This is a genomic window from Streptomyces sp. NPDC018000 (assembly GCF_044328025.1).
In the GTDB taxonomy this organism is placed as follows: domain Bacteria; phylum Actinomycetota; class Actinomycetes; order Streptomycetales; family Streptomycetaceae; genus Streptomyces.
The window spans coordinates 1-17,897 of record NZ_JBIRGM010000022.1 but is presented as its reverse complement, the minus strand read 5'-3'; the positions used below and the strand labels follow the sequence as shown (position 1 = coordinate 17,897).

Sequence of the window (17,897 nt, the reverse complement as noted above, 5' to 3'; positions counted from 1 at the left end):
CGCAGACCGGAACCCCGGCCCGATTCCGGCGGGCCGGGGTTCCGTGTCATAGGAGAGTTTCGTTCACCGGTCCTCGTAGTAGCGCTCGAGCACCCGGAAGCTGGCCACGACTCCGTTGCGGACGAAGATGCCGCCTCGGACGTGGCCGGGGAATACGCCGGTGCTGGAGCTCCAGGGTCCGACGGTGGCGATGGGGGCGCCGTTGTCACAGGTGGCCCCGCGGAAGACCTCGATGGTCCGGCGGCTGTCGTTGCGGATGTTGAGGCTCTTGGAGCCGAGGCCGCTGACCACGGTGATGCAGCCGCCGGGCTCGTCGGCGTAGGTGCGCTCGTTGATGTGGATGCGGCCCTCGTAGTGGTCCCAGCCCTCGTAGTCCCGGTCGCCATAGTTCCGGTCGTCGTAGCCCCGGTTGTCGTTGCCCTTGCCTTCGTTGCCCTTGCCGGCGTCGCCGCCGTCGAGGGCCTCAACAGGGACGGCGGCCTGCTGGACGACAGGGGATGCCTGGGCCGGCTTGGTGGTCGAGGCGTAGGTGATGCCGGTGGCGGCCAGTGCCGCGGTGGCCGCGATGACGGTGGTAACGACGGCGGAACGGGTAACCATGTCACTTCTCCTGTCTCAGAGAGGTCGGCCGAGCAGACGGCCTGTGATCGAACGTACTGACGGCCCCCATAGCTGTCATATCGGACACGTTGAAGGGTTGGTGCCGGGGTGCCGATCGGGGTACGCGAGACACCTGTATGCGATTACCGGATAATCGAATTAGAGGTCAAGTGGCCTTATTTATTTATAAATTGATGCTCCATTAGCCTCTCTGGGCGACTTTTTGATGCCCACTCACTCCTGGTGGCGGCGTGTCATTGTTGACACGGTCCGGGTGGGAGGCGCAGACGCATTCTGAATGCCTGTCGTTCACGATCCCATCCATCCCAGACCTGCGGTGACGGCCCGTAGTGTCGCTGCCGGAGAGGACATGGCTCGGGATCTGGCACCGATCCGGCGGGCTTCGTCTTGCCGGCCCCATGTTCGACCGTCTTGTCCAGCTCGGTGAATGAGGAGACCTCGGGCAACAGGAACACAGTGGTTGCGGCGGACGTGCCCGATTCGGGTCTCGACTCCACCTCCCTCGAGGGCACCTTCGATGCCGGGTCGGCAGTAGAATCTCTCGATCTCTGTACACCGTGATTTCGCGAATTCCGAAAGGCGCTTGGGGCGAACCCGCGGATTCATGCGGGAAGTTGGCCTGCACGCGCGCTCCGGTTCAACGGGTGCGCGAGGCGTCTTCGGCGGCCGAGACGGCGACGGCGGTTGTGTAGTGGAGGCGGCAAGCTGGTCAACCTCCTCTGCCGGGCGAAATTGAGTGAATCCATGAGCGGCGACGTCTTGTCGGTCATCCCGCCCGATCCGCACCGGCAGCCCGACCGGGCTGCGGCTGACCGTGCCGGCCGCAGACGGCCGGGTAGGCCCAGGAACGGCCGTGCGGGCTCGGGCATGCGGGAACGAGGGATCTCGGGCCGTGTGGGAGCTCGCCCGGGAGCCCTTCGCACGCAGACGGACGGGCCGTGTCATCGCTGCTGAAGTCCGTCGTTTTGCGGACTGGCTGCCCCACCGGGTCAACTGCCCCACCGGGTCAACTGCCCCACCGGGTCAGCTGTCGCACCGTCGAGTGCTGATGAGTCAGCCCCGTCATGCCGCCTGCCCTGTTAAACGCGGACTTGGGGGTTTTGTCGGGCGGAACTGTTCTGCCGCGGTCCGACCTCCGGTCAACTCTTCGGCGTCGTGCCTGGAGCACGTATACTCAGCCTCCGCTTCCCCTAGCCGGTGGAAGACACCCGTACCCTCGACAGAAAGTTCAACATGAGTTCCGCAGACAGAGCCGAGGCACCGATCTACGCCAGGCTTGTGGAGGAGCACGGGGACGTTCTGGCCGAGACGCGCCGGGTGGCTGAGCAGACCTTGCGCGAGGCGGACCGCGCGATCGACTTCAGTGGTGTGGGCTCGCCGGTGGCATTCCGTTAGATCGGCGCGCGAATCCCTCGCCCAAGCCGAGGACCACGATGGGCCGCATGCACCATAGAGGCAGCGGCAGGCGCCAGTCCGCGCACTCGGAGAGCATGTCCAAGTGCGCGGAAGCTTATGCCGTGACTTCCAGCGTGGCCTTGTTCCGAGCCCGGACGAATCGGTAGGTCTTGAGGTGCACGCTGGTTGCGTGCCCCACCAGGTGAAGGTTCCGTCCGACTGCGCGGTCACGGCCGCCGTGGACGGGCCGACTCCCGAAGGGCAGGTGGCCGCCGCCGTTCCGGTCCCGACCAGCCAGCGCCCCTCACCCGGGACCATGTGGGTGTTTTTGGTTTTGGGGTGTGTTTGTGAGGGTGGGGGGTGGAGTTGTGGGTGGGTCAGTTTTTTGTGGGGTTGGGTTTTTATGGTGGTGGTGAAGACGAGTTCTCCGTCTTGGTGGGCGGTGCCGCCGCCGAAATGTTCGCGCGGGAGGCCTTCGCGCCCGCTTCGCTCACGGCGATCAGCCGTCGGGCCGGGGTGAGCAACGGTGCGTTGCACTTCCACTTCGAGAACAAGAAGGTGCTGGCCCGGGCCGTCGAGGAGGAAGCGATACGGACCGTGCGCGGTATCGCCAGGAAAGCGCTCGGCGGCCAGGACGGTGGTCTGCGGGTGCTCGTGGAGTGGGTGCGTTGGCCGTCCGTGTGGACGGGCTTTCGGTGACGCCGACGGCGCCGAAGCCGCGGCAGGTCCTGGCCCTGCTGGCTCTGCACGCCGACCAGGTCGTGCCCGTGGCCACACTGATCGAGGAGCTCTGGGGTGACCGGCCGCCGCGCAGCGCCCGCACGACGGTGCAGACGTACGTGCTGCAGCTGCGGGACCTGATCGCCGTCGCGCTGCGGGAGGGCCCGGAGCAAGCCGGGCCCCGGTCCGCCAAGGACGTGCTTGTCACCACGCCGGGCGGCTATCTGCTCAATACTTCCGGCGGTACCAGCGACGTCCGCGAGTTCGAGCGGCTGGCGGGGCTGGGGTACCGGGCGATGGACGCCAGTGACTTCCCGGGCGCGGCACGGCAGTTGAGTGACGCGCTCGCGCTGTGGACCGGTGCCGCGCTGGCCGATGTGCAGACCGGGACGCAGCTGGAGATGGAGACCCGGCGGCTGGACGAGACCCGGCTCTGCGCGCTCGATCAGCGCATCGAGGCCGATCTGCGGCTGGGCCGGCACCGGGAGCTGCTGGGCGAGCTGACCGTGCTGGTCAGCCGCTACCGCACGCACGAGAACCTGCACGGTCAGTTCATGCTGGCGCTGCACCGTTCCGGGCGCCGCAGCGAGGCGCTCGATGTGTACCAGCGGCTGCGCTCCGTCCTGGTACGGGAGCTGGGGTTCGAGCCGTCCGCCGGGCTGCGGCGGTTGCAGCGGTCGATCCTGATGTCCGGTCCGGAGGCCGCCCTCGATTCGGCCGCCGCCGGTGGCGGCCGCGAGCGCCTCAGCCGGGTCGGCTGAAGGGGGAGGGGAGCGAAGATGCAGGCCAGATCGCAGCGGACCCGCCAGAGGCTGGTTCACGCGGGCGCGGAGATGTTCCACCGCAACGGCTACGCCAACGGGACGCTGGGACAGATCGCCAAGGCCGCCCGAATGACGAAGGGGGCGCTGTACTTCCACTTCGCCTCCGAGGACGGGCTCGCGGACGCGGTGCAGGAGCGGGGCCGCGACATGCTGCAGGGCTTCATCCAGGAGCACGGGGAGGCGGGCGTACCGCCGGTTCAGGTGCTCATCGACATGACGCACTGGCTGGCCCGCACGTTCCACGACGACCCGGTCATTCGGGCCAGTTTCCGGATCACCAACGAGTGCACCGGGCGGCAGCCGCCCGTCACCGACTTCCACCAGGCGTGGATCACCGAGGTGTTGCGGCTCCTCGGTCAGGCCCGGCAGGCGGGCGCGTTGCTGGACCGCGAGGTGGGGGACGGGCCCCAAGTGCTGCTGTCCGCGACGGTGCGCGGCATCGGAGTACTGGCCGGCACCGGTACGCCGTACCCGCAACTCGGCGAGGGCATCGCGGCGTTGTGGAAGCCGCGCTGCCGGCGCTGGTGCCGCCCGGTGACGTGGCGCGCTACCGTACCCGTCCACCGTCGGCTGCCGAAAATCCCCGGCCGCAGGTCAACACAAGCTCCCGCGCCCCGGTGCCCGCGGGTCCCCACGCCCGGCAAAGCCCCCCCCCGCCCCCCCGGTCCGGCGGTTTCGCCCACAGTCCCGGCAGGGGAACGGTCGAGAACGCGTCCGGCCTCGCCTTCCCGGCGCCGCCGAAGCCGTTGCGCCCCGGCTCCGCCTTCAACCCGCCCTGGTCGACGCATCGACACTGCCTGCTGCGACGCCATGGCCCAGATCTGGATGGACCACTGGTCGCGCGGCAGGGTGACCCTGCTCGAGACGCGGGCTACCTGTGTTGGCTGCGGCTGCGGCTGTGCAGTGGCAGAGCGGCAAGCGCGAGCAGAATGGCAAGTCCGAGCAGCACGATCGCCTCGGGCACGGGCTGCTTGGCGCGCCAGAGCTGGACCGGCAGCCCGATCCAGGGTACGCGCAATCGTGCCACGCCTTGGAGTGCCGTGGGCCGTATCGGGGTGGAGTCCGGTGTGGAGTTGGCGTCACCTTTGGTGATCAGGTCGTTGTTGGGAAGTACCTGGTAGACCCGATGAGTGACCAGATGGCCGGGGCGGGTGGGGTCCTGGACCAGCACGATTTGACCCACCGCCGGTGTGCGGTCGCGCGGTGGCGGCTGGTAGAGAACGACATCGCCCGGCATGAGAGCGGGACGCATGGAGCCGGACTGCACCACGCCCGCTGTCCAGCCTAGCGCCACCACGGGCAATTGCGCCCACACCAGCAGCCCGACCATCGAGCCGAGCACGGTACGTGAGATGACCGAGGTGACCACACGGATCGGGTGTGGGGCGCCCTTGGCCGTGGGTTGGCGGGGCGCGCCGGCAGCTGGGTCACCTGGGAGAGTCACTTGTTGTGTTCCCGCGCTTCCCAGGTGAAGGACGCCTCGTTGGTGTTCACGCTTTGCGAGCTGTTGGGTGCGCTCGGGCTGAACCTCCACGCGAAGCGGAAGCTCAGCGAGTTGGGTGGCTTGCCGGGCAGGGTCCAGGGGCCCACGCCGGTGCGGAAGTCGGTGTGCAGGGCGATGAACTGGTCCAGGGTGCCGTCGAACGCAGTCTTGCGCGGAATGAAGCCTTTGCAGTCACCGAAGGTGCCGCCGCTGCCTACCTCGATTCTGAGGTTGATGAAGGACTGGAAGTTGCTGGGCCAGTTCGGTGAGTTGCTGTACAGCTTGAGCGCGGTGGGAAAGCTGGCGTTCGACTTGATCCTGATGCAGTTGGAGCCTCTGTCGCCGGGTCGCATGTTGTCGATGCGGAACATGGGCACCCTGCTGTCGTTGGCCAGCCCCAGTGAGCTGGAGGCCCACGTGTTGCCGCTGTTGCTGCTGGTCCCACTCCAGTCGGCGTTGGTGGCACCCCAGACCAGGGCACCGCTGAGCAGTAACCCGAGCGGAAGGGGCACCACCTGTGCCAGCACGTTCAGCCAGGGACGCCCCATCGCCCACTCCGTTCAGTTCCGTCGCTTCCGCAGCATATTGTCTCGCCCTGTCTCACCTGCGGCTGCGCCGCGCCGTGTCGCGATCCGGGTCTGAGCGGTAGCGCGGTGATCTCGGTCCCGGTTCGGTGACGGGGACGTTTCTGCTGGTCAGAGTAGCCTTAAGGTCCTCGGCATGCCCGTTGAGTACTTGTCTGTCGAGCAAGAAGCCCGCTGCGGCCGGTTCGCCACCGAGCCGTCGCCGGGCGAGCTGGAACAGTTCTTCCGCCTGGATACGAAGGCCCTGGAGCCGGTGCGTGCGAAGCGCCGTCCGCGACTACCGTCTCGCACCATCCAGGTGGACACGCAGCGCGTGGCGCACCGCAGCGGTCGGCGTCAGGGGCGTTGACCGTCGGGGGGCCGGTGTGACGGTCCGGCCGGCTCTGCGCTCAGCGGATGTAACGGGCCAGGTCCGTAGCCTTGGTCATCAGCCATTCCAGTGGTCCGCGCTGCTGGAAGCGCGACCAGACGGTCGCGAACACCATGGCGGCCGCGATGAAGCCAAGCAGGACATACAGGGGGGACCCGGGCAGCTCCTCGATGCCCAGGAACCGGATGGCGATGAGGTGGAAGACGTACGCGGTCAGCGACATGGAACCGACTGCGATGACCGGCCGGGCCAGGGACCGGAGCCGGGGGAGGGCGTCCGTCGCGGCCAGACACGCGGTCACGACCATGATCGCCACGCCGGTGTTGCCCAGGATCGACAGGGTGGTCTCACTGTGCGGGGAGGCAGCCAGCAGCCAGGCGGGAGCGTCACCGGACGGATATCCCGCGGTGTCGGACCACCACGCGCTCGCCGCACCCGCGCCGATGGCGTCGGCGGCGCCGGGAATGACGTGCAGCGCCAGCCAGGAGCCTCCGTAGCCGGTGATCATGAGGGCGGCGCCCGTGAGGGCCAGGCGTGTCCGGACAGCGGTGGCAGCCAGGTCCAGGCGGGCCACGGCCATGCCGGCGATCACGAACGGGATCCAGGTCAGGGCCGGGTAGGTGCCGGTGAAGAGCAGCGAGACGATGCCGTCGGGCTCACCGGGGGAGCGGACGCCACTGTCGCCGATCGCCTGCTGCACCACGTAGAGCACCTGGGGCAGGACGAGGGCCGTTCCCACGGCGATCGCCGCCAGGGGGCCGGCGCTGAGCCGGTACAGCGGCAGTACGAGCAGGAAGTACAGGCCGTAGAAGGCGAGGATCACGTCGACCGGGATGCCGCTCATGGTCAGCGCGGTGCCCAGGGCCAGCAGGATCACGGCCCGGATCACCACCTTGGCCACGGCCTGGCGCCCGGCCCGCCCCGTCTTCGGCGTCACGCGCCCGGTGATGAGGACAACGGCGAAGCCCGCCAGGAAGGCGAAGAGAGCGGAGGACCTGCCGTGGGCCAGCTCCATCAGGAAGCCGATCACACCGCCCTGGTCGGGGTCGGGCCCCACATGAGCCGCGTACATGCCGAATACCGCGAGTCCGCGGGCCAGGTCCAGCCCGATCAGCCGGCCCGCCGGTGCCTTTCCGCTGTTGCGCACGGGGGTCGGGGCGTCTGCCACAGGAGCTGCGACGTCTGAGTACTGTGTCATGCCTTCCAGATGTGAGAGTGGGCTGATCGCCGGGTATCCGGCAGATGTCCGGGCCGCCCCGCCATCCGGCGGAGGCCCACCTGCCGGGTGTCTGGAACCGCTGCTCGCGGAGCCTCCCCGGTCATCTGGGGTTTTGGGCTCGATGCAACAGGCGTGACAGCCATCGGCGCGTGTACTTCGAATGTACAGCCGACGGCCGGAGCGTGCGGTGAGGCGGAACACATGTGATCCGGCTCTCGGTGGGGGCCGGCCGGGACAAGGCCGAAAGGGATCACCGCTCGCCGCCGGCGTTCCTGGCCCTCGTACAGCAGCCGGGCCCGGCCGGTGGCGGCGGGGGAGCGAGTTCGAGCTTGCGGCGACCGGCGCGGCCGAGCCGGTCGAGTGACCTCTCCTGGCAGGGCGCCGGGGTATCCGGTAGAGGGGGGTGGGAAGCGGGAAGGGCTGGATCATGATTGCCGAGCATGATGACGACGCACCGCTGGTTCTTCTCGCGAACTTCGCTTCCCCGGTGCCGGCGCGCCTCGACGCGAGTGAGGCAGTGAGAGAGTGGTCGGCGCAGGCGCCCCGGAAGATCTGGCTGGCCCGGCCCGGTGACGTGCTGGTCAGCCCCGTCCCGCTCCCGGAAGATTTCCTGCGCTATGCCGGGCTGTTGCTCGGACTGCCTCACGACACCGTAGAAGTCGTCGTCGTTCCGGACCTTCCCGGTACGGGGATGCCGCAGGCCATCCGGCACCACGGACTCGGCGAGAATCTCATGAGCCTGGCCCGTCGGCACCCGGGGACGCGGCTGCTGCCCATCGTGCTGGACGGTGCGTCGGTCGCGCTCGCCGCCGAGCTCGGTATCCAGGTCTTTCCCTTCGCGTCCGGCCGTCCCGGTGCCGACGTGCTGAGCACAGTGGACCGGCTCAACACGAAGACCGGGTTCCGCGCCGTCGCGCAAGCACGGGGTATCCGCATGCCGGAGGGCCGGGTATGCCGGGGCGGTGAACTCCCCGATGCGGTGGCGCGGATGGTGTCCCGGTTCGGGCGGGTGGTGGTCAAGGCGGACCGCTCTGCGGGCGGTCTCGGTATGCGGTTCGTCTCCCGCCACGGCCCGGCCGTGGGAGCGGAACGGGACGGGACAGGGCTGTGGGTCGTGGAGCGGTGCGTCCGCCACACGAAGGAAGTCAGCGTGCAGTGCGTCGTCGAGGCCGCCGGGCCACAGGTCGTGTTCAGCGGCGAAATACTTACCCGCGACGGCTCGTTCACCGGCTACCGCTCACCCCTTCGCGATGTACCGCCCGGCACGATCGCGGAACTGGAGGGGTGGGGGCTCGCCTTGGGACAGCACCTCGCCGCCCACGGGTACGCCGGGCCGTACGGCATCGACGCGCTCCTGGGCGCCGACGGAACGCTGTACGCCACCGAGAGCAACGTACGGCGCACGGCGACCACCACACCGCAGGCCATGGTCACCCGCCTCAGCCACGCCGCCAAACGACCCACACCCGCCTGGCTCATCGCCAAACGGACGACCCGCGCCTCTCACACCTTCTCCCAGGCCGTACAGCGCCTCCACGCCACTGGACTGGCGTACGACCCCGCCCACGGAGAAGGCGTCGTCCTCTACACCGGCAGCGCCACCGGACCCGGCACCCACTGGCGCTACGCCGTCCTGGGACACGACCGCCCGCGTATCGAGGAACTGGAAAGCGAACTCGCCGCAGCGTTGGACCTGGTCGACCTCTGATGTCGACTCTCAGCGCCTCAAAAGCATTCCATTGCCCCCTTCGACGCGTCGACAATCCAGACGGCGACCCTTCTACCGCCGCCAGGTCGCGCAGGCCGACACGGAAGTCGAACGTTGTCCGACCGCAACACTTTCAGTGGGCTCGGGTGGTGTGAAGATGCGGCAGATGCTGTCGGCGTCGGTGCAGGACCGCGGGTCGGTCTCGGCGGCTCGCTGGGCGAGATCGCGGAGAATGGTGCGGGTCTTGCGGAGTTCGGCCATGCGGCGGTTGATCTCTTCGAGGTGCTGGTCGATGAGGTCGGTGACATGGCCGCAAGGGGCTTGGCCGCTGTCGCGGAGCACGAGGATGCTGCGGATCTCGGCGAGGGTGAGGCCGGCGTGCTGGGCGTCGCGGATGAACGCGAGCCGGCTGGCGGCCTCGGCCGGATAGTCGCGGTAGCCGCCCGGGGTCCGGGGCGGTTCGGGCATCAGGCCGGCCTGCTCGTAGTAGCGGATGGTCTTGGTCGTCAGTCTGCCGGCGGTGGCGAGGTCCCCGATACGCATGCTTCCAGGCTAGGTCTTGACCTTCCAGTGTGCTGGAAGGTCTAGTGTCGGTCGCGGAAGCGATGACCTGGGAGGACAACGCCATGCGGATCACGGTGCTGACGGTTCCGGACTGCCCCAACGGCCCGGTCGTGCAGGAACGGATCACGGCAGCGCTGGCCGGCCGGGCGGCCGAAGTGGACCTCGTCGAAGTCCACGACGAGGCGGAGGCCGCCCGGTGGGGCATGACCGGATCCCCGACAGTTCTGCTGGACGGTTTTGATCCGTTCGCGCGGGCCGGGACGGGACCGAGCGTGTCCTGCCGGATCTATCGCAGCGCGGACGGCGAGACCGAGGGCGCTCCGAGCGTGTCCTCCTTGCGTGAGGCGCTGGCCGCCGCGGGCCTGACGCTCAGTTGAAGATCGACACTGACATGGCCGTCTGCTTCGCCGCCCCGCACAGTCCCTGGCAACGGCGCACGAACGAGAACACGAACGGGTCGCTTCGGCAGTTCTTTCCCGAGGGCACTGACCTCTCCCGCCGGAGTGCCGGTGAACTCGGCGCCGTGGCCGGGGCCCTCAACGGCACTTCAAGGCCGGACTGATCGAACACCTAGGCCCATGGCGGGATGCTGACCAGGTCGAACGCGCCCTCCTTCCCGTCAAGGTGCCGACTCCGCCCGGGAGTGAGGCCTGGCGCGGATGTGCATGCGTTCTCCCTGGGGGCCGAACAGGTTGAGGACCTCCACGGGAGAGTCGCCCGTGGGGCCGAACCAGTGCGGCAGGCGGGTGTCGAACTCGGCGGCCTCACCCGGCCCCATGATCACGTCGTGGTCGGCCACGATGAGCCGCACACGTCCGGACAGGACGTACAGCCACTCGTGCCCCTCGTGCGTGACCGGATCAGGCCGGTTCTGCTCCGCCGGGATGATCGACTTCCAGGCTTGCAGAGACCCCGGCTGGGTGGTCAGGGAGATCACCGTCCGCCCGTTGCGGACGCGGGGTTTGCAGCGGATCCGCGGGTCGCCGACCTCCGGTGCCCCGACAAGTTCGTCCAGCGGCACCTGGTGGGCCTGCGCGATGGGCAGCAGGAGCTCCAGGCTCGGGCGGCGCTGGCCCGCCTCCAGCCTCGACAGCGTGCTCTTGGAGATGCCGGTGGCCTCGGCCAGCGCCGACAGGGTCACGCCGCGCTCGCTGCGAACGCGCCTGAGGCGGGAGCCGACCTGGGCCAGCGTGGCGGCGATCGGGGAGTACTCATCCATGCCCCCATTCCACCTCCCGCGTCCCAGAAATGGCAACAGAAGTTGTCAGCTCCTCACCAGGGGACGCACCATCGGGCCCGGAGGTGATCGTCATGACCAAGACGACGAACGACCAGAAAAACAGCGCCCAGCGCGCCACCGACGACCAGGTCCACGACGTGGTGGTGGTCGGCGCCGGAGCGGCCGGTCTCAACGCCGCACTGCTCCTGGGACGTGCCCGCCGCAAGGTAGTGGTGATCGACGCCGGCGAGCCGCGCAACGCGCCCGCCTCGCACATGCACGGCTTCCTGTCCCGCGACGGCCTGCCGCCCACGGCCCTGCTCGACCTCGGCCGCGCCGAGATCGCCCACTACGGCATCCCGGTCGTCCGCGGCCGGGTGGAACAGATCGACCACGGCTACGACATCCGGATGGTGGGCGGGGTGGTGCTCAAGGCCCGCCGCGTCCTGGTCGCGACCGGGCTGCGCGACGAACTGCCCGACATCCCCGGCGTCCGCGAACGGTGGGGCAAGGACCTGCTGCACTGCCCCTACTGCCACGCCTACGAAGTCCGCGACCAGCCCCTCGCCGTCCTCGGCACCCACCCGGGAGCGGTGCACCAGGCCCTGCTCCTGCGCCAGTGGAGCGACGACGTCGTCTTCTTCCCGCACACCCTGGCCCCGACAGCCGAGGAGCGGGAAAGGCTGGAAGCACGCGGCCTGCGCATCGCCGAGGGCCGGATCAAGCGACTCGTCGTCGACGACGACCGGCTGCGCGGCATCGAACTCACCGACGGCCGCGCCGTCCCCCGCGCCGCCGCCTTCCTCTTCCCCCGCCCCGTCCCGCACGATGCACTGCTGACCCACCTGGGCTGCGACAAGGACGCCAACGGCTGGGTCGCCACCGACCGCACCGGCCGCACAAGCGTCCCCGGCGTCTGGGCGGCCGGCAACGTCATCGACCCGCGCGCCCAGGTCGTCGCCGCCGCCGGCATGGGCTCCACCGCCGCCTTCGCCATCAACACCGACCTCCTGGACGAAGACGTCGATCACGCCGTCGAACAGCGCCGCGCCACGACCACCGCGGGTCGGTGCGGCGCCCAAGCACGCCCTGGGGCAGAAGCTCCCCTCGATCCTGCGGGCCGGGGGTGATGGCCGGTGAGCGCCGAAACCGAACAGGCCGCACCGCAGGTGCAAGCCACACACCTTCGCATTCCAACTCGGCATCGGCCTCGTCCCCGCACTCGCCGGCACCGCCCTCGACGCCGGTGAAGGCATCACCTCGGTCACCTGGATAGGTGCCGGCCTGGCCGCGGTCACCGTGCCGGCCATCCTTCTCGACCGAGCGATCACACGCCACCGCATCCAGGCAGATCAAGCATTGGCATGACGCAGGATCACCGCGCAGGAGGAACTGCGGCCGCCCGCAGTGGCGGCACCACAATCGTCTTGGACTTGGACATACGTTCCGCCCCGGGTGCTGTCGCCGTGGACGCGCCGCCTAGAGTGCGGGCATGACCTCGACCGGTTACCTTTCCGAACTGTTCTCGCTGGACGGCCGGGTCGCCGTGGTGACGGGCGGCAGTTCCGGTATCGGCCGAGCCATCGCCGGGGCCCTCGCGCGAGCGGGGGCGAGCGTGGTGATCGTGGCGCGCAAGGAGCCGGAACTGGCCGCCACGGTCGACGAGCTGGCGGCGGACGGCTGCCGGGCGGCCTGGGTGAGCGCCGACCTGAGCACCCGCGACGGGGTGCGCGCGGCGGCGGAGCAGGCCGCCGAGGTGTTCGGCGAGCCCGACATTCTCGTCAACAGCGCCGGGATCAACCTGCGGCCGCCGATGGGGGAGCTGGGCGAGGACGTGTGGGACACCACGATGGCGGTGAACCTGGAGGCACCCTACTTGTTGGGCCGGCGGTTCGGGCCCGGCATGGCCGAGCGGGGCTTCGGGCGGATCATCCACATCACCTCCCAGCAGGCGCACCGGGCGTTCGTCCAGAGCGGTGCCTACGGGGTCTCCAAGGGGGCGCTGGAGTCGCTGGCCCGCTCACAGGCTGAGGCGTGGTCGCCGCACGGCGTCACCTGCAACACGCTGGTGCCCGGCTTCGTCATGACCCCGCTCAATGCGCGGTTGTCGTCCGACCCGGAGAAGGTGGCGGCGCTGGCCGCGCGCACGATGGTCGGGCGCAACGGCCTGGCCGAGGACTTCGCCGGAGTGGCGGTGTTCCTGGCCGGCCGCGCCTCCGGCTACGTCACCGGGCAGGCGATCTTCGTCGACGGCGGGTTCTCCGTTCACTGAGCCCAACTCGCGGATCGGCACCAGGTCGAGCAGACCGCTGACTGCCCTTCCTGGCGGGCAGCGGTGGTCCTGGGCGTTGCACCGGTACGACGGGGCTGAAGTCAGGACAGGCGGTCGGCGGGCGTGGCGATCACGGGGCAGGCTTGCCGGCACGGACCATGACGTAGCCCATTTTGTCCCGGCACAGGCCGAGGACCAGCGGATAGGCCGAGTCCAGTTGCGTGGCGATGTCGGTGCCCAGGAGTTCCTCGATCTGCTGGCGACGTGCCGCGAAGATCTGGGGGATCAGGTGGTAGGTAGGTGCGAAGTCACCGGTCCTGTCACGTACGCGGTCGATGGTGAAGCCGGCCTGCCGGGCGAGGGCCGGGTAGTCGTCGAGGGAACCAGGCAGGCGAGCGAGCGCGAAGCCTGCGCGGAACAGCGCCACATCCTGGTCGGTGAACGGGACGTTTTCGAAGCAGTCCGCCAGGACGAGCCGGCCACCAGGGCGCAGAACGCGCCTGGCCTCGTGCAGAGCACGGGGGCGGTCGGCGAAGTGGGCGAACGACTCGATCGCCCACACGGCATCGAACGACGCGTCCTCGAACGGCAGGTTCATCGCGTCGGCCTGCAGGAACTCGGTGCGGTCGGCGACGCCGGCGCGGGCGGCGCGGTCGCGGGCCTGCTCGACCTGGGCGCTGCTGGCGGTGATACCGAGGACATGCCCGCCGGAGACGTGAGCCAGACGCACCGTGGGACGTCCGGTGCCGCAGCCCACGTCCAGCGCCCGTTGCCCGGGCCCGAGGGCGAGCTCGTCGATCAGTTCATCGGTCCACCGGTCCTGCGCAGCTGTCAGCTCCTGCCACGCCTCGTCCGCCGACAGCGTCCGCCCGGGCTTCGGGCGCACCCCGTCGTCCCACATGCCCAGGTGCATGCTGTCGCCCATCGTCAGGCTGTACAGCCCCCCCAGACGGTCGTACCACGCTCCGACCTCCTGCACGCAAGGCCCCTGATCCGCTGCCTGCTCCATGACGTCCTCCCTGCGCGGACCGGTCCGGGCCGATACGCCGCGCCCGGCTCCTTTCTGCCGTGCGCCCTTCAGCATGCGGGGCCGGTGAACCTGCGGGGAAGGGCGCGTGGGGCAGAACTCGGCGCGCCCCCCGCATCAGAAACCGCCGCCAGAACCAGCTGATCAACTCTCCGTCAAACCCAGTGCTTGACAGCCGTGCTCCGGTCGCGGGCGCAGTCCGTCGAGGATGATGCCGAGATAGCGGCGCCAGTTGGTGACGCCGGCCTGCACGACATGGCAGAGGCCGATGCAGAGCGGTGACACGTCCGCGACGGTCAGGTCCTTGCGCACCGAACCCTCGGCCTGGGCCCGCTCGAGCACCTTGCCGGTGAGCTCGTTGAGTTCCGCGATCGCCTTCGCGTCGAAGGTGCTGCCGCCGACCATCGCCGTGACCGTATCCGCGTAACCGCGGTCGTGCTCCTGCATGATTCCGCAGAACTCCAGGGAACGGGCAAGGCCCTTCCAGGGGTCCGGGTCGGGGAGCACCTCGTTTCTGAGGAAGTCCAGGGTCTGCTGGAAGCAGTGCTCCACGATCGCTTCCGCCAGTGACTCCTTGGTCGGGAAGTGCCGGTAGACGGTCCCGATACCCACCCCCGCCCTGCGGGTGATATCGCCCATCTGCGCATCCCGGCCGGACTCGGAGAGGGCGGCGCGTGCGGCGTCGAGGACCTTGAGCCGGTTACGTGCGGCGTCGGCACTGGCAGAAACCGCTGGCCACCCCGCACCGCACTATGTCCCGTCACGATGCCGCCAGCATCGCGATCGGACGCCGAGCCCTCGGACACCCGGTCCGGCAGATCGCGGAGGCGGTGCGGGTGGTGGCGGAGGGGAGGCGATCCTCTTCCCGGCGGCACTGCGCCAGATGGTCACCGCCCGCCCGCTGGGCTCCGCCGAGGCGTTGCCGAAGGCGGCACTGACGGGGCGCGAGGAGGCGGTGCTGCGGCTGATGGCCACCGGCCTGTCCAACCCGGAGATCGCCGAGGCGCTCACGGTCAGCCTGGAGACCGTGAAGACCCACGTCGGGAACGTGCTGACCAAGCTCGGCGCGCAGAACCGGACCCACGCGGTGGTGATCGCGTACGAATCCGGCCTGGTGGTGCCAGGATTCACCGGCTGACGTCAAGTTGTGGCCGTACGTGTACCGGGCGTGTGCCCCGCGCGGTAATCGACTGGGCGAGTCCATCCATCGTGCGCAGGAACGCAGCGTTCAGATCGATGTCGTACCGGTGCGCGAGGATCAGCACGGACCACAGGCAGTCCGCGAGTTCGTGCTCCAGAGCGGCACAGCCGCCCGGCATGTCACGGGCTCCTTCCTGTGCCATGACGATCTTTGCCAGATCGCCGACGTCCCCGACGAAGCCAAGCATGAACTCCTCACGTGTCCATGTCCGGCCGCGTTCTCTCAGGTTCAGCTCGTCGTAGAGGTCATGGATGTGCAGGGCGCGGCGCTGAAGTTCGTTGAGGTCCATGCCCCAGCCTTTCCCTGCCTCCCCCGGTGCAATCTTGGCCCTGATCGCGCCGTCCAGGACCAGGCCGTACGGCAACTGACTCGCGGCGGCAACGAGGTCGGGGAAGTGGCGCTGGATCAGCGAGCCGCGCCGCGACTGCAGCAGCGCCGGCCCGCCCGGCGCGGGCACCGTCTCACGGGCCGGGGCAAGCATCGGCTTCAAGCTGTGCCCGGACGAGGCGGCCGGCTGGCCGGGCCTGCACCAGCAGGTCGTGACAGAACTTGCGGTGCGCGGCCAGGTCGACGCCACCTCCATACCTGTGCTGCAGCAGGTAGCCGTCGACGCCGAGACGGTCGCCGCCATGGACCCCAACTCGCAGAGCCCGGCCCGCCTCGCACACACGGCGGCGCTACCACTGCTACAAGTTCTGGCCTTCGAACCAATCGCCCCCGGTGCCCCGCTCCCGCTGCTGCTGACACCCGACAGCGTCCTGGCGTCCCGGGCCGAGCGCATTGCCTTGGCGGCCACTGAGCCGGCTCTGGATGTCTCTGGACGGCGTGTGGATCTGGCCCAGCGACTGATCGAACAGGGCGCGCCGGCGGAGCTGATCGACCGAGCACGCACCGCCGCACGGGAGGACCAGGAACACGCACAGGACGCGGCGCGGCGCGCAGGCGCGAAAATCGCCCGACGGCGGGAGGAGGGCACGCGCATTTCCGCGGAGTTGGAGCGATGCCAGGGCCTTCCGCTCGCGATGCGACGGGCCGAGGACGCGGTGCGGCAACGCCTGCATGACCGTCTGCAGCGGTCTTCGCCGCCTACTCCGCCGGATGGACCGAGCCCGGGGAGCCCTTCGCCGGGGGCGCCAGGTCGGCCTCGGGGCGCAGGGTGCGGGCGTGGTCAGGGCGTGGTGCCGCCCGCGTTGGCCGTCCGGACGGCGGCGGCGATTTCGTCGGTGGGCACGTGGGCGCCGAGGATCCGACCGCTCGCCCCAGCCAGTCAGGCGTTGTCGTGGGTGGTATCCACTGCTGTGGGTGTTCGGCGGAGGGTGTGCTGGACGGCGATCACGGCGGCGTCGTCGGTCAGGTGGCCGCCGACGTGGGCGAGCAGGTCGGTGCGCAGGTGGTGGATCAGCGCGGAGGGGCTGAGGAGGGTCCAGGAGGCGGCGCGCTCGGTCAGCGGGTAGAACACGCCCAAGGGGTCCCGGGCCTCGATCACTCCGTCGGTGTGCAGCAGCAGCAGGTCTTCGGGCTCGAAGGGGAAGGTGTCGACGTGGTAGGCGGCAGCGGTCAGTTCGCCCAGGCCCAGGGGCGGGGCGGGGCGGGTGGCGTGCAGCGCGGAGGCATGCCGACCGCGCAGCAGCAAGGGGGGTGGGTGCCCGCAGCTGACCACGTGGATGAGCGGCAGCGCGTCGGGGATGTCGAGGAGTGCGGCGGTGATGAAGCACTCCCCGGCCTTCTCCGCCTCGGAAGGCTCGGCCAGGTTCCAGCACACGCTGTGGTCCAGGTAGGCCGCGAGCTCGGGCAGGTCGGCCTGGCGGTGCGCGGACTCCCGGAAGGCGCCCAGCAGCAGGGCGGCGTCACTGATCGCGGTCAGGCCCTTGCCCATTACATCGCCGATGATCAGCCGGGTGCCCGTGGCGGTGCGGATAGCCGCGTACAGGTCGCCGCCGATCATGGAATGCGACTGTGCCGCCAGGTACATGGATGCCACCCGCAGCGGGCCGATCCGCCGCGGCAGCGGCCGTAGCACCGCCCGCTGCGTGGCCTCCGAGACCATCCGCACCAGCGCCAGCTCACGGGCGCGCCGCTCACGCAGATAGCAGAAGACCGTCACGATCACCGACACCACCAGCAGGGCGACGAACTGCGAGTCGAAGTCCATCGTGCCGAGCAGGTGGGAGTCCAGGCCGATGAGGAGCATGCCCACCATCGCGACGGCGGCGATCGCCCCGGTGGCGAGGGTCGAGGCGAAGGACGCGGTGAGAGCAGGCGCCACGATCAGCAACGACGGCCCCAATGGCAAGCCGAGCGCCACTACGTCCACCAGCACGATGACCACGATCAGACCGAGCGGAAGCACCAGCAGGGCGTCACTGGCCTGCCGTGGGCGAAGACGGTGCGTGAACCGCTGCCGCAATCCCATGCCTTCTGCCTACACCCGACCGGGCAGCCGCGCAGATGTACGCACCACCACCCGCCAACAATCGAGCGTCAGCGCGAACGCAGGCAAACGTTCCCAGCAGGTCACCTTCCACCAAGCAACCCGCCTCATGGCATGACCGGATCAGGAACAGTCACTGAGCTTGTTCTTTATCTTCCGGCCTTGAACGATGCCTCGAACGGGGTCGCTCACCTGGGGATTCGCCGGACGTGGGGGCGGCCTTCGTCTGATCATTTGCTCCGACCAGGGTGCACGTGAC

The 17,897-nt window shown here is 69.4% G+C and carries 18 protein-coding genes and 4 pseudogenes; 11 read left to right on the top strand and 11 right to left on the bottom strand.

Annotated elements, in window-relative coordinates; all coding sequences use genetic code 11:
- Positions 1-63 precede the first annotated feature (63 nt).
- A complete protein-coding gene (locus tag ACH4EW_RS28040; protein WP_398261571.1) occupies positions 64-600 on the bottom strand; it encodes a hypothetical protein in 537 nt (178 codons plus the stop codon).
- 1,254 nt (positions 601-1,854) lie between these two features.
- On the opposite strand from ACH4EW_RS28040, the gene ACH4EW_RS28035 reads away from it, so the two are divergent.
- The 4 genes and pseudogenes from ACH4EW_RS28035 to ACH4EW_RS28020 form a co-directional block, all read left to right on the top strand.
- On the top strand, positions 1,855-2,016 hold the full coding sequence (locus ACH4EW_RS28035; protein ID WP_398261569.1) for a hypothetical protein: 162 nt from the start codon (positions 1,855-1,857) through the stop codon (positions 2,014-2,016).
- Between the two features lie 360 nt (positions 2,017-2,376).
- A complete protein-coding gene (locus tag ACH4EW_RS28030) occupies positions 2,377-2,715 on the top strand; it encodes a TetR family transcriptional regulator (protein WP_398261566.1) in 339 nt (112 codons plus the stop codon).
- Positions 2,676-3,497: a BTAD domain-containing putative transcriptional regulator gene (locus ACH4EW_RS28025; protein WP_398261564.1), complete on the top strand. Its 822-nt coding sequence runs from the start codon at positions 2,676-2,678 to the stop codon at positions 3,495-3,497. The genes ACH4EW_RS28030 and ACH4EW_RS28025 overlap by 40 nt, the downstream gene beginning before the upstream one ends.
- An 18-nt stretch (positions 3,498-3,515) precedes the next feature.
- Positions 3,516-4,055 (top strand): annotated as a pseudogene (locus ACH4EW_RS28020) (ScbR family autoregulator-binding transcription factor); the annotation flags it as partial.
- Between the two features lie 376 nt (positions 4,056-4,431).
- Here ACH4EW_RS28020 and ACH4EW_RS28015 read toward each other — a convergent pair.
- Together ACH4EW_RS28015 and ACH4EW_RS28010 are read right to left on the bottom strand one after the other, a co-directional pair.
- The gene (locus ACH4EW_RS28015) at positions 4,432-5,004 is read right to left on the bottom strand and encodes a signal peptidase I (protein WP_398261562.1); all 573 of its coding nucleotides are present in this window, start codon (positions 5,002-5,004) and stop codon (positions 4,432-4,434) included.
- Positions 5,001-5,591 carry a hypothetical protein gene (locus ACH4EW_RS28010; RefSeq protein WP_398261560.1) on the bottom strand — a complete coding sequence of 197 codons (591 nt, stop codon included), beginning with the start codon at positions 5,589-5,591 and terminating at the stop codon, positions 5,001-5,003. Before ACH4EW_RS28010 ends, ACH4EW_RS28015 begins: the two co-directional genes overlap by 4 nt.
- Before the next feature lie 172 nt (positions 5,592-5,763).
- Here ACH4EW_RS28010 and ACH4EW_RS28005 point away from each other — a divergent pair, with 172 nt between their 5' ends.
- Positions 5,764-5,976 carry a hypothetical protein gene (locus tag ACH4EW_RS28005; RefSeq protein WP_398261558.1) on the top strand — a complete coding sequence of 71 codons (213 nt, stop codon included), beginning with the start codon at positions 5,764-5,766 and terminating at the stop codon, positions 5,974-5,976.
- A 40-nt stretch (positions 5,977-6,016) separates the two neighbouring features.
- Here the strand turns inward: ACH4EW_RS28005 and ACH4EW_RS28000 are convergent, their stop codons facing one another.
- The gene (locus ACH4EW_RS28000) at positions 6,017-7,195 is read right to left on the bottom strand and encodes a DUF418 domain-containing protein (RefSeq protein WP_398261556.1); all 1,179 of its coding nucleotides are present in this window, start codon (positions 7,193-7,195) and stop codon (positions 6,017-6,019) included.
- A gap of 448 nt (positions 7,196-7,643) precedes the next feature.
- Here ACH4EW_RS28000 and ACH4EW_RS27995 point away from each other — a divergent pair, with 448 nt between their 5' ends.
- The gene (locus ACH4EW_RS27995; RefSeq protein ID WP_398261554.1) at positions 7,644-8,924 is read left to right on the top strand and encodes a peptide ligase PGM1-related protein; all 1,281 of its coding nucleotides are present in this window, start codon (positions 7,644-7,646) and stop codon (positions 8,922-8,924) included.
- A 72-nt stretch (positions 8,925-8,996) separates the two neighbouring features.
- On the opposite strand, the gene ACH4EW_RS27990 is transcribed toward ACH4EW_RS27995, so the two are convergent.
- A complete protein-coding gene (locus ACH4EW_RS27990; RefSeq protein WP_398261552.1) occupies positions 8,997-9,467 on the bottom strand; it encodes a heavy metal-responsive transcriptional regulator in 471 nt (156 codons plus the stop codon).
- 29 nt (positions 9,468-9,496) lie between these two features.
- Here ACH4EW_RS27990 and ACH4EW_RS27985 point away from each other — a divergent pair, with 29 nt between their 5' ends.
- Together ACH4EW_RS27985 and ACH4EW_RS27980 are read left to right on the top strand one after the other, a co-directional pair.
- Complete coding sequence (locus ACH4EW_RS27985; protein ID WP_398261550.1) at positions 9,497-9,865, top strand: alkylmercury lyase; 369 nt, start codon at positions 9,497-9,499, stop codon at positions 9,863-9,865.
- A gap of 2 nt (positions 9,866-9,867) precedes the next feature.
- A pseudogene (locus ACH4EW_RS27980) lies at positions 9,868-10,050 on the top strand (IS30 family transposase); the annotation flags it as partial.
- Positions 10,051-10,107: 57 nt separating this feature from the next.
- Here the strand turns inward: ACH4EW_RS27980 and ACH4EW_RS27975 are convergent.
- Positions 10,108-10,707: a helix-turn-helix domain-containing protein gene (locus tag ACH4EW_RS27975; RefSeq protein ID WP_398261548.1), complete on the bottom strand. Its 600-nt coding sequence runs from the start codon at positions 10,705-10,707 to the stop codon at positions 10,108-10,110.
- Positions 10,708-10,799: 92 nt separating this feature from the next.
- Here ACH4EW_RS27975 and ACH4EW_RS27970 point away from each other — a divergent pair, with 92 nt between their 5' ends.
- Together ACH4EW_RS27970 and ACH4EW_RS27965 are read left to right on the top strand one after the other, a co-directional pair.
- A complete protein-coding gene (locus ACH4EW_RS27970) occupies positions 10,800-11,837 on the top strand; it encodes an NAD(P)/FAD-dependent oxidoreductase (RefSeq protein ID WP_398261546.1) in 1,038 nt (345 codons plus the stop codon).
- Positions 11,838-12,199: 362 nt separating this feature from the next.
- Positions 12,200-12,979 (top strand): SDR family NAD(P)-dependent oxidoreductase, encoded by a 780-nt coding sequence (locus ACH4EW_RS27965; protein WP_398261544.1) that lies wholly within the window; start codon positions 12,200-12,202, stop codon positions 12,977-12,979.
- Positions 12,980-13,109: 130 nt separating this feature from the next.
- Here the strand turns inward: ACH4EW_RS27965 and ACH4EW_RS27960 are convergent, their stop codons facing one another.
- The 3 genes and pseudogenes from ACH4EW_RS27960 to ACH4EW_RS27950 all read right to left on the bottom strand — a co-directional run.
- Positions 13,110-13,988 carry a class I SAM-dependent methyltransferase gene (locus ACH4EW_RS27960; protein ID WP_398261542.1) on the bottom strand — a complete coding sequence of 293 codons (879 nt, stop codon included), beginning with the start codon at positions 13,986-13,988 and terminating at the stop codon, positions 13,110-13,112.
- A 162-nt stretch (positions 13,989-14,150) separates the two neighbouring features.
- Positions 14,151-14,558, bottom strand: a complete 408-nt coding sequence (locus ACH4EW_RS27955) for a hypothetical protein (protein ID WP_398261676.1) — start codon at positions 14,556-14,558, stop codon at positions 14,151-14,153.
- A gap of 12 nt (positions 14,559-14,570) precedes the next feature.
- Positions 14,571-14,681, bottom strand: a pseudogene (locus ACH4EW_RS27950) (helix-turn-helix domain-containing protein); the annotation flags it as partial.
- A gap of 131 nt (positions 14,682-14,812) precedes the next feature.
- On the opposite strand from ACH4EW_RS27950, the pseudogene ACH4EW_RS27945 reads away from it, so the two are divergent.
- Positions 14,813-15,144: pseudogene (locus ACH4EW_RS27945) on the top strand (response regulator transcription factor); the annotation flags it as partial.
- Here the strand turns inward: ACH4EW_RS27945 and ACH4EW_RS27940 are convergent.
- On the bottom strand, positions 15,134-15,688 hold the full coding sequence (locus ACH4EW_RS27940; protein WP_398261540.1) for a hypothetical protein: 555 nt from the start codon (positions 15,686-15,688) through the stop codon (positions 15,134-15,136). The pseudogene ACH4EW_RS27945 and the gene ACH4EW_RS27940 sit on opposite strands and share 11 nt — an antisense overlap.
- Positions 15,689-16,474: 786 nt before the next feature.
- Complete coding sequence (locus ACH4EW_RS27935; RefSeq protein ID WP_398261538.1) at positions 16,475-17,620, bottom strand: PP2C family protein-serine/threonine phosphatase; 1,146 nt, start codon at positions 17,618-17,620, stop codon at positions 16,475-16,477.
- Between the last annotated feature and the right edge of the window lie 277 nt (positions 17,621-17,897).

Bases quoted from the DNA above. Each gene is read 5' to 3' on its own strand.
- ACH4EW_RS28040 (WP_398261571.1), bottom strand. From the start codon at position 600: ATGGTTACCCGTTCCGCCGTCGTTACCACCGTCATCGCGGCCACCGCG.
- ACH4EW_RS28035 (WP_398261569.1), top strand. From the start codon at position 1,855: ATGAGTTCCGCAGACAGAGCCGAGGCACCGATCTACGCCAGGCTTGTG.
- ACH4EW_RS28010 (WP_398261560.1), bottom strand. From the start codon at position 5,591: ATGGGGCGTCCCTGGCTGAACGTGCTGGCACAGGTGGTGCCCCTTCCG.
- ACH4EW_RS28005 (WP_398261558.1), top strand. From the start codon at position 5,764: ATGCCCGTTGAGTACTTGTCTGTCGAGCAAGAAGCCCGCTGCGGCCGG.
- ACH4EW_RS28000 (WP_398261556.1), bottom strand. From the start codon at position 7,195: ATGACACAGTACTCAGACGTCGCAGCTCCTGTGGCAGACGCCCCGACC.
- ACH4EW_RS27995 (WP_398261554.1), top strand. From the start codon at position 7,644: ATGATTGCCGAGCATGATGACGACGCACCGCTGGTTCTTCTCGCGAAC.
- ACH4EW_RS27990 (WP_398261552.1), bottom strand. From the start codon at position 9,467: ATGCGTATCGGGGACCTCGCCACCGCCGGCAGACTGACGACCAAGACC.
- ACH4EW_RS27975 (WP_398261548.1), bottom strand. From the start codon at position 10,707: ATGGATGAGTACTCCCCGATCGCCGCCACGCTGGCCCAGGTCGGCTCC.
- ACH4EW_RS27970 (WP_398261546.1), top strand. From the start codon at position 10,800: ATGACCAAGACGACGAACGACCAGAAAAACAGCGCCCAGCGCGCCACC.
- ACH4EW_RS27965 (WP_398261544.1), top strand. From the start codon at position 12,200: ATGACCTCGACCGGTTACCTTTCCGAACTGTTCTCGCTGGACGGCCGG.
- ACH4EW_RS27960 (WP_398261542.1), bottom strand. From the start codon at position 13,988: ATGGAGCAGGCAGCGGATCAGGGGCCTTGCGTGCAGGAGGTCGGAGCG.
- ACH4EW_RS27940 (WP_398261540.1), bottom strand. From the start codon at position 15,688: ATGCTTGCCCCGGCCCGTGAGACGGTGCCCGCGCCGGGCGGGCCGGCG.
- ACH4EW_RS27935 (WP_398261538.1), bottom strand. From the start codon at position 17,620: ATGGGATTGCGGCAGCGGTTCACGCACCGTCTTCGCCCACGGCAGGCC.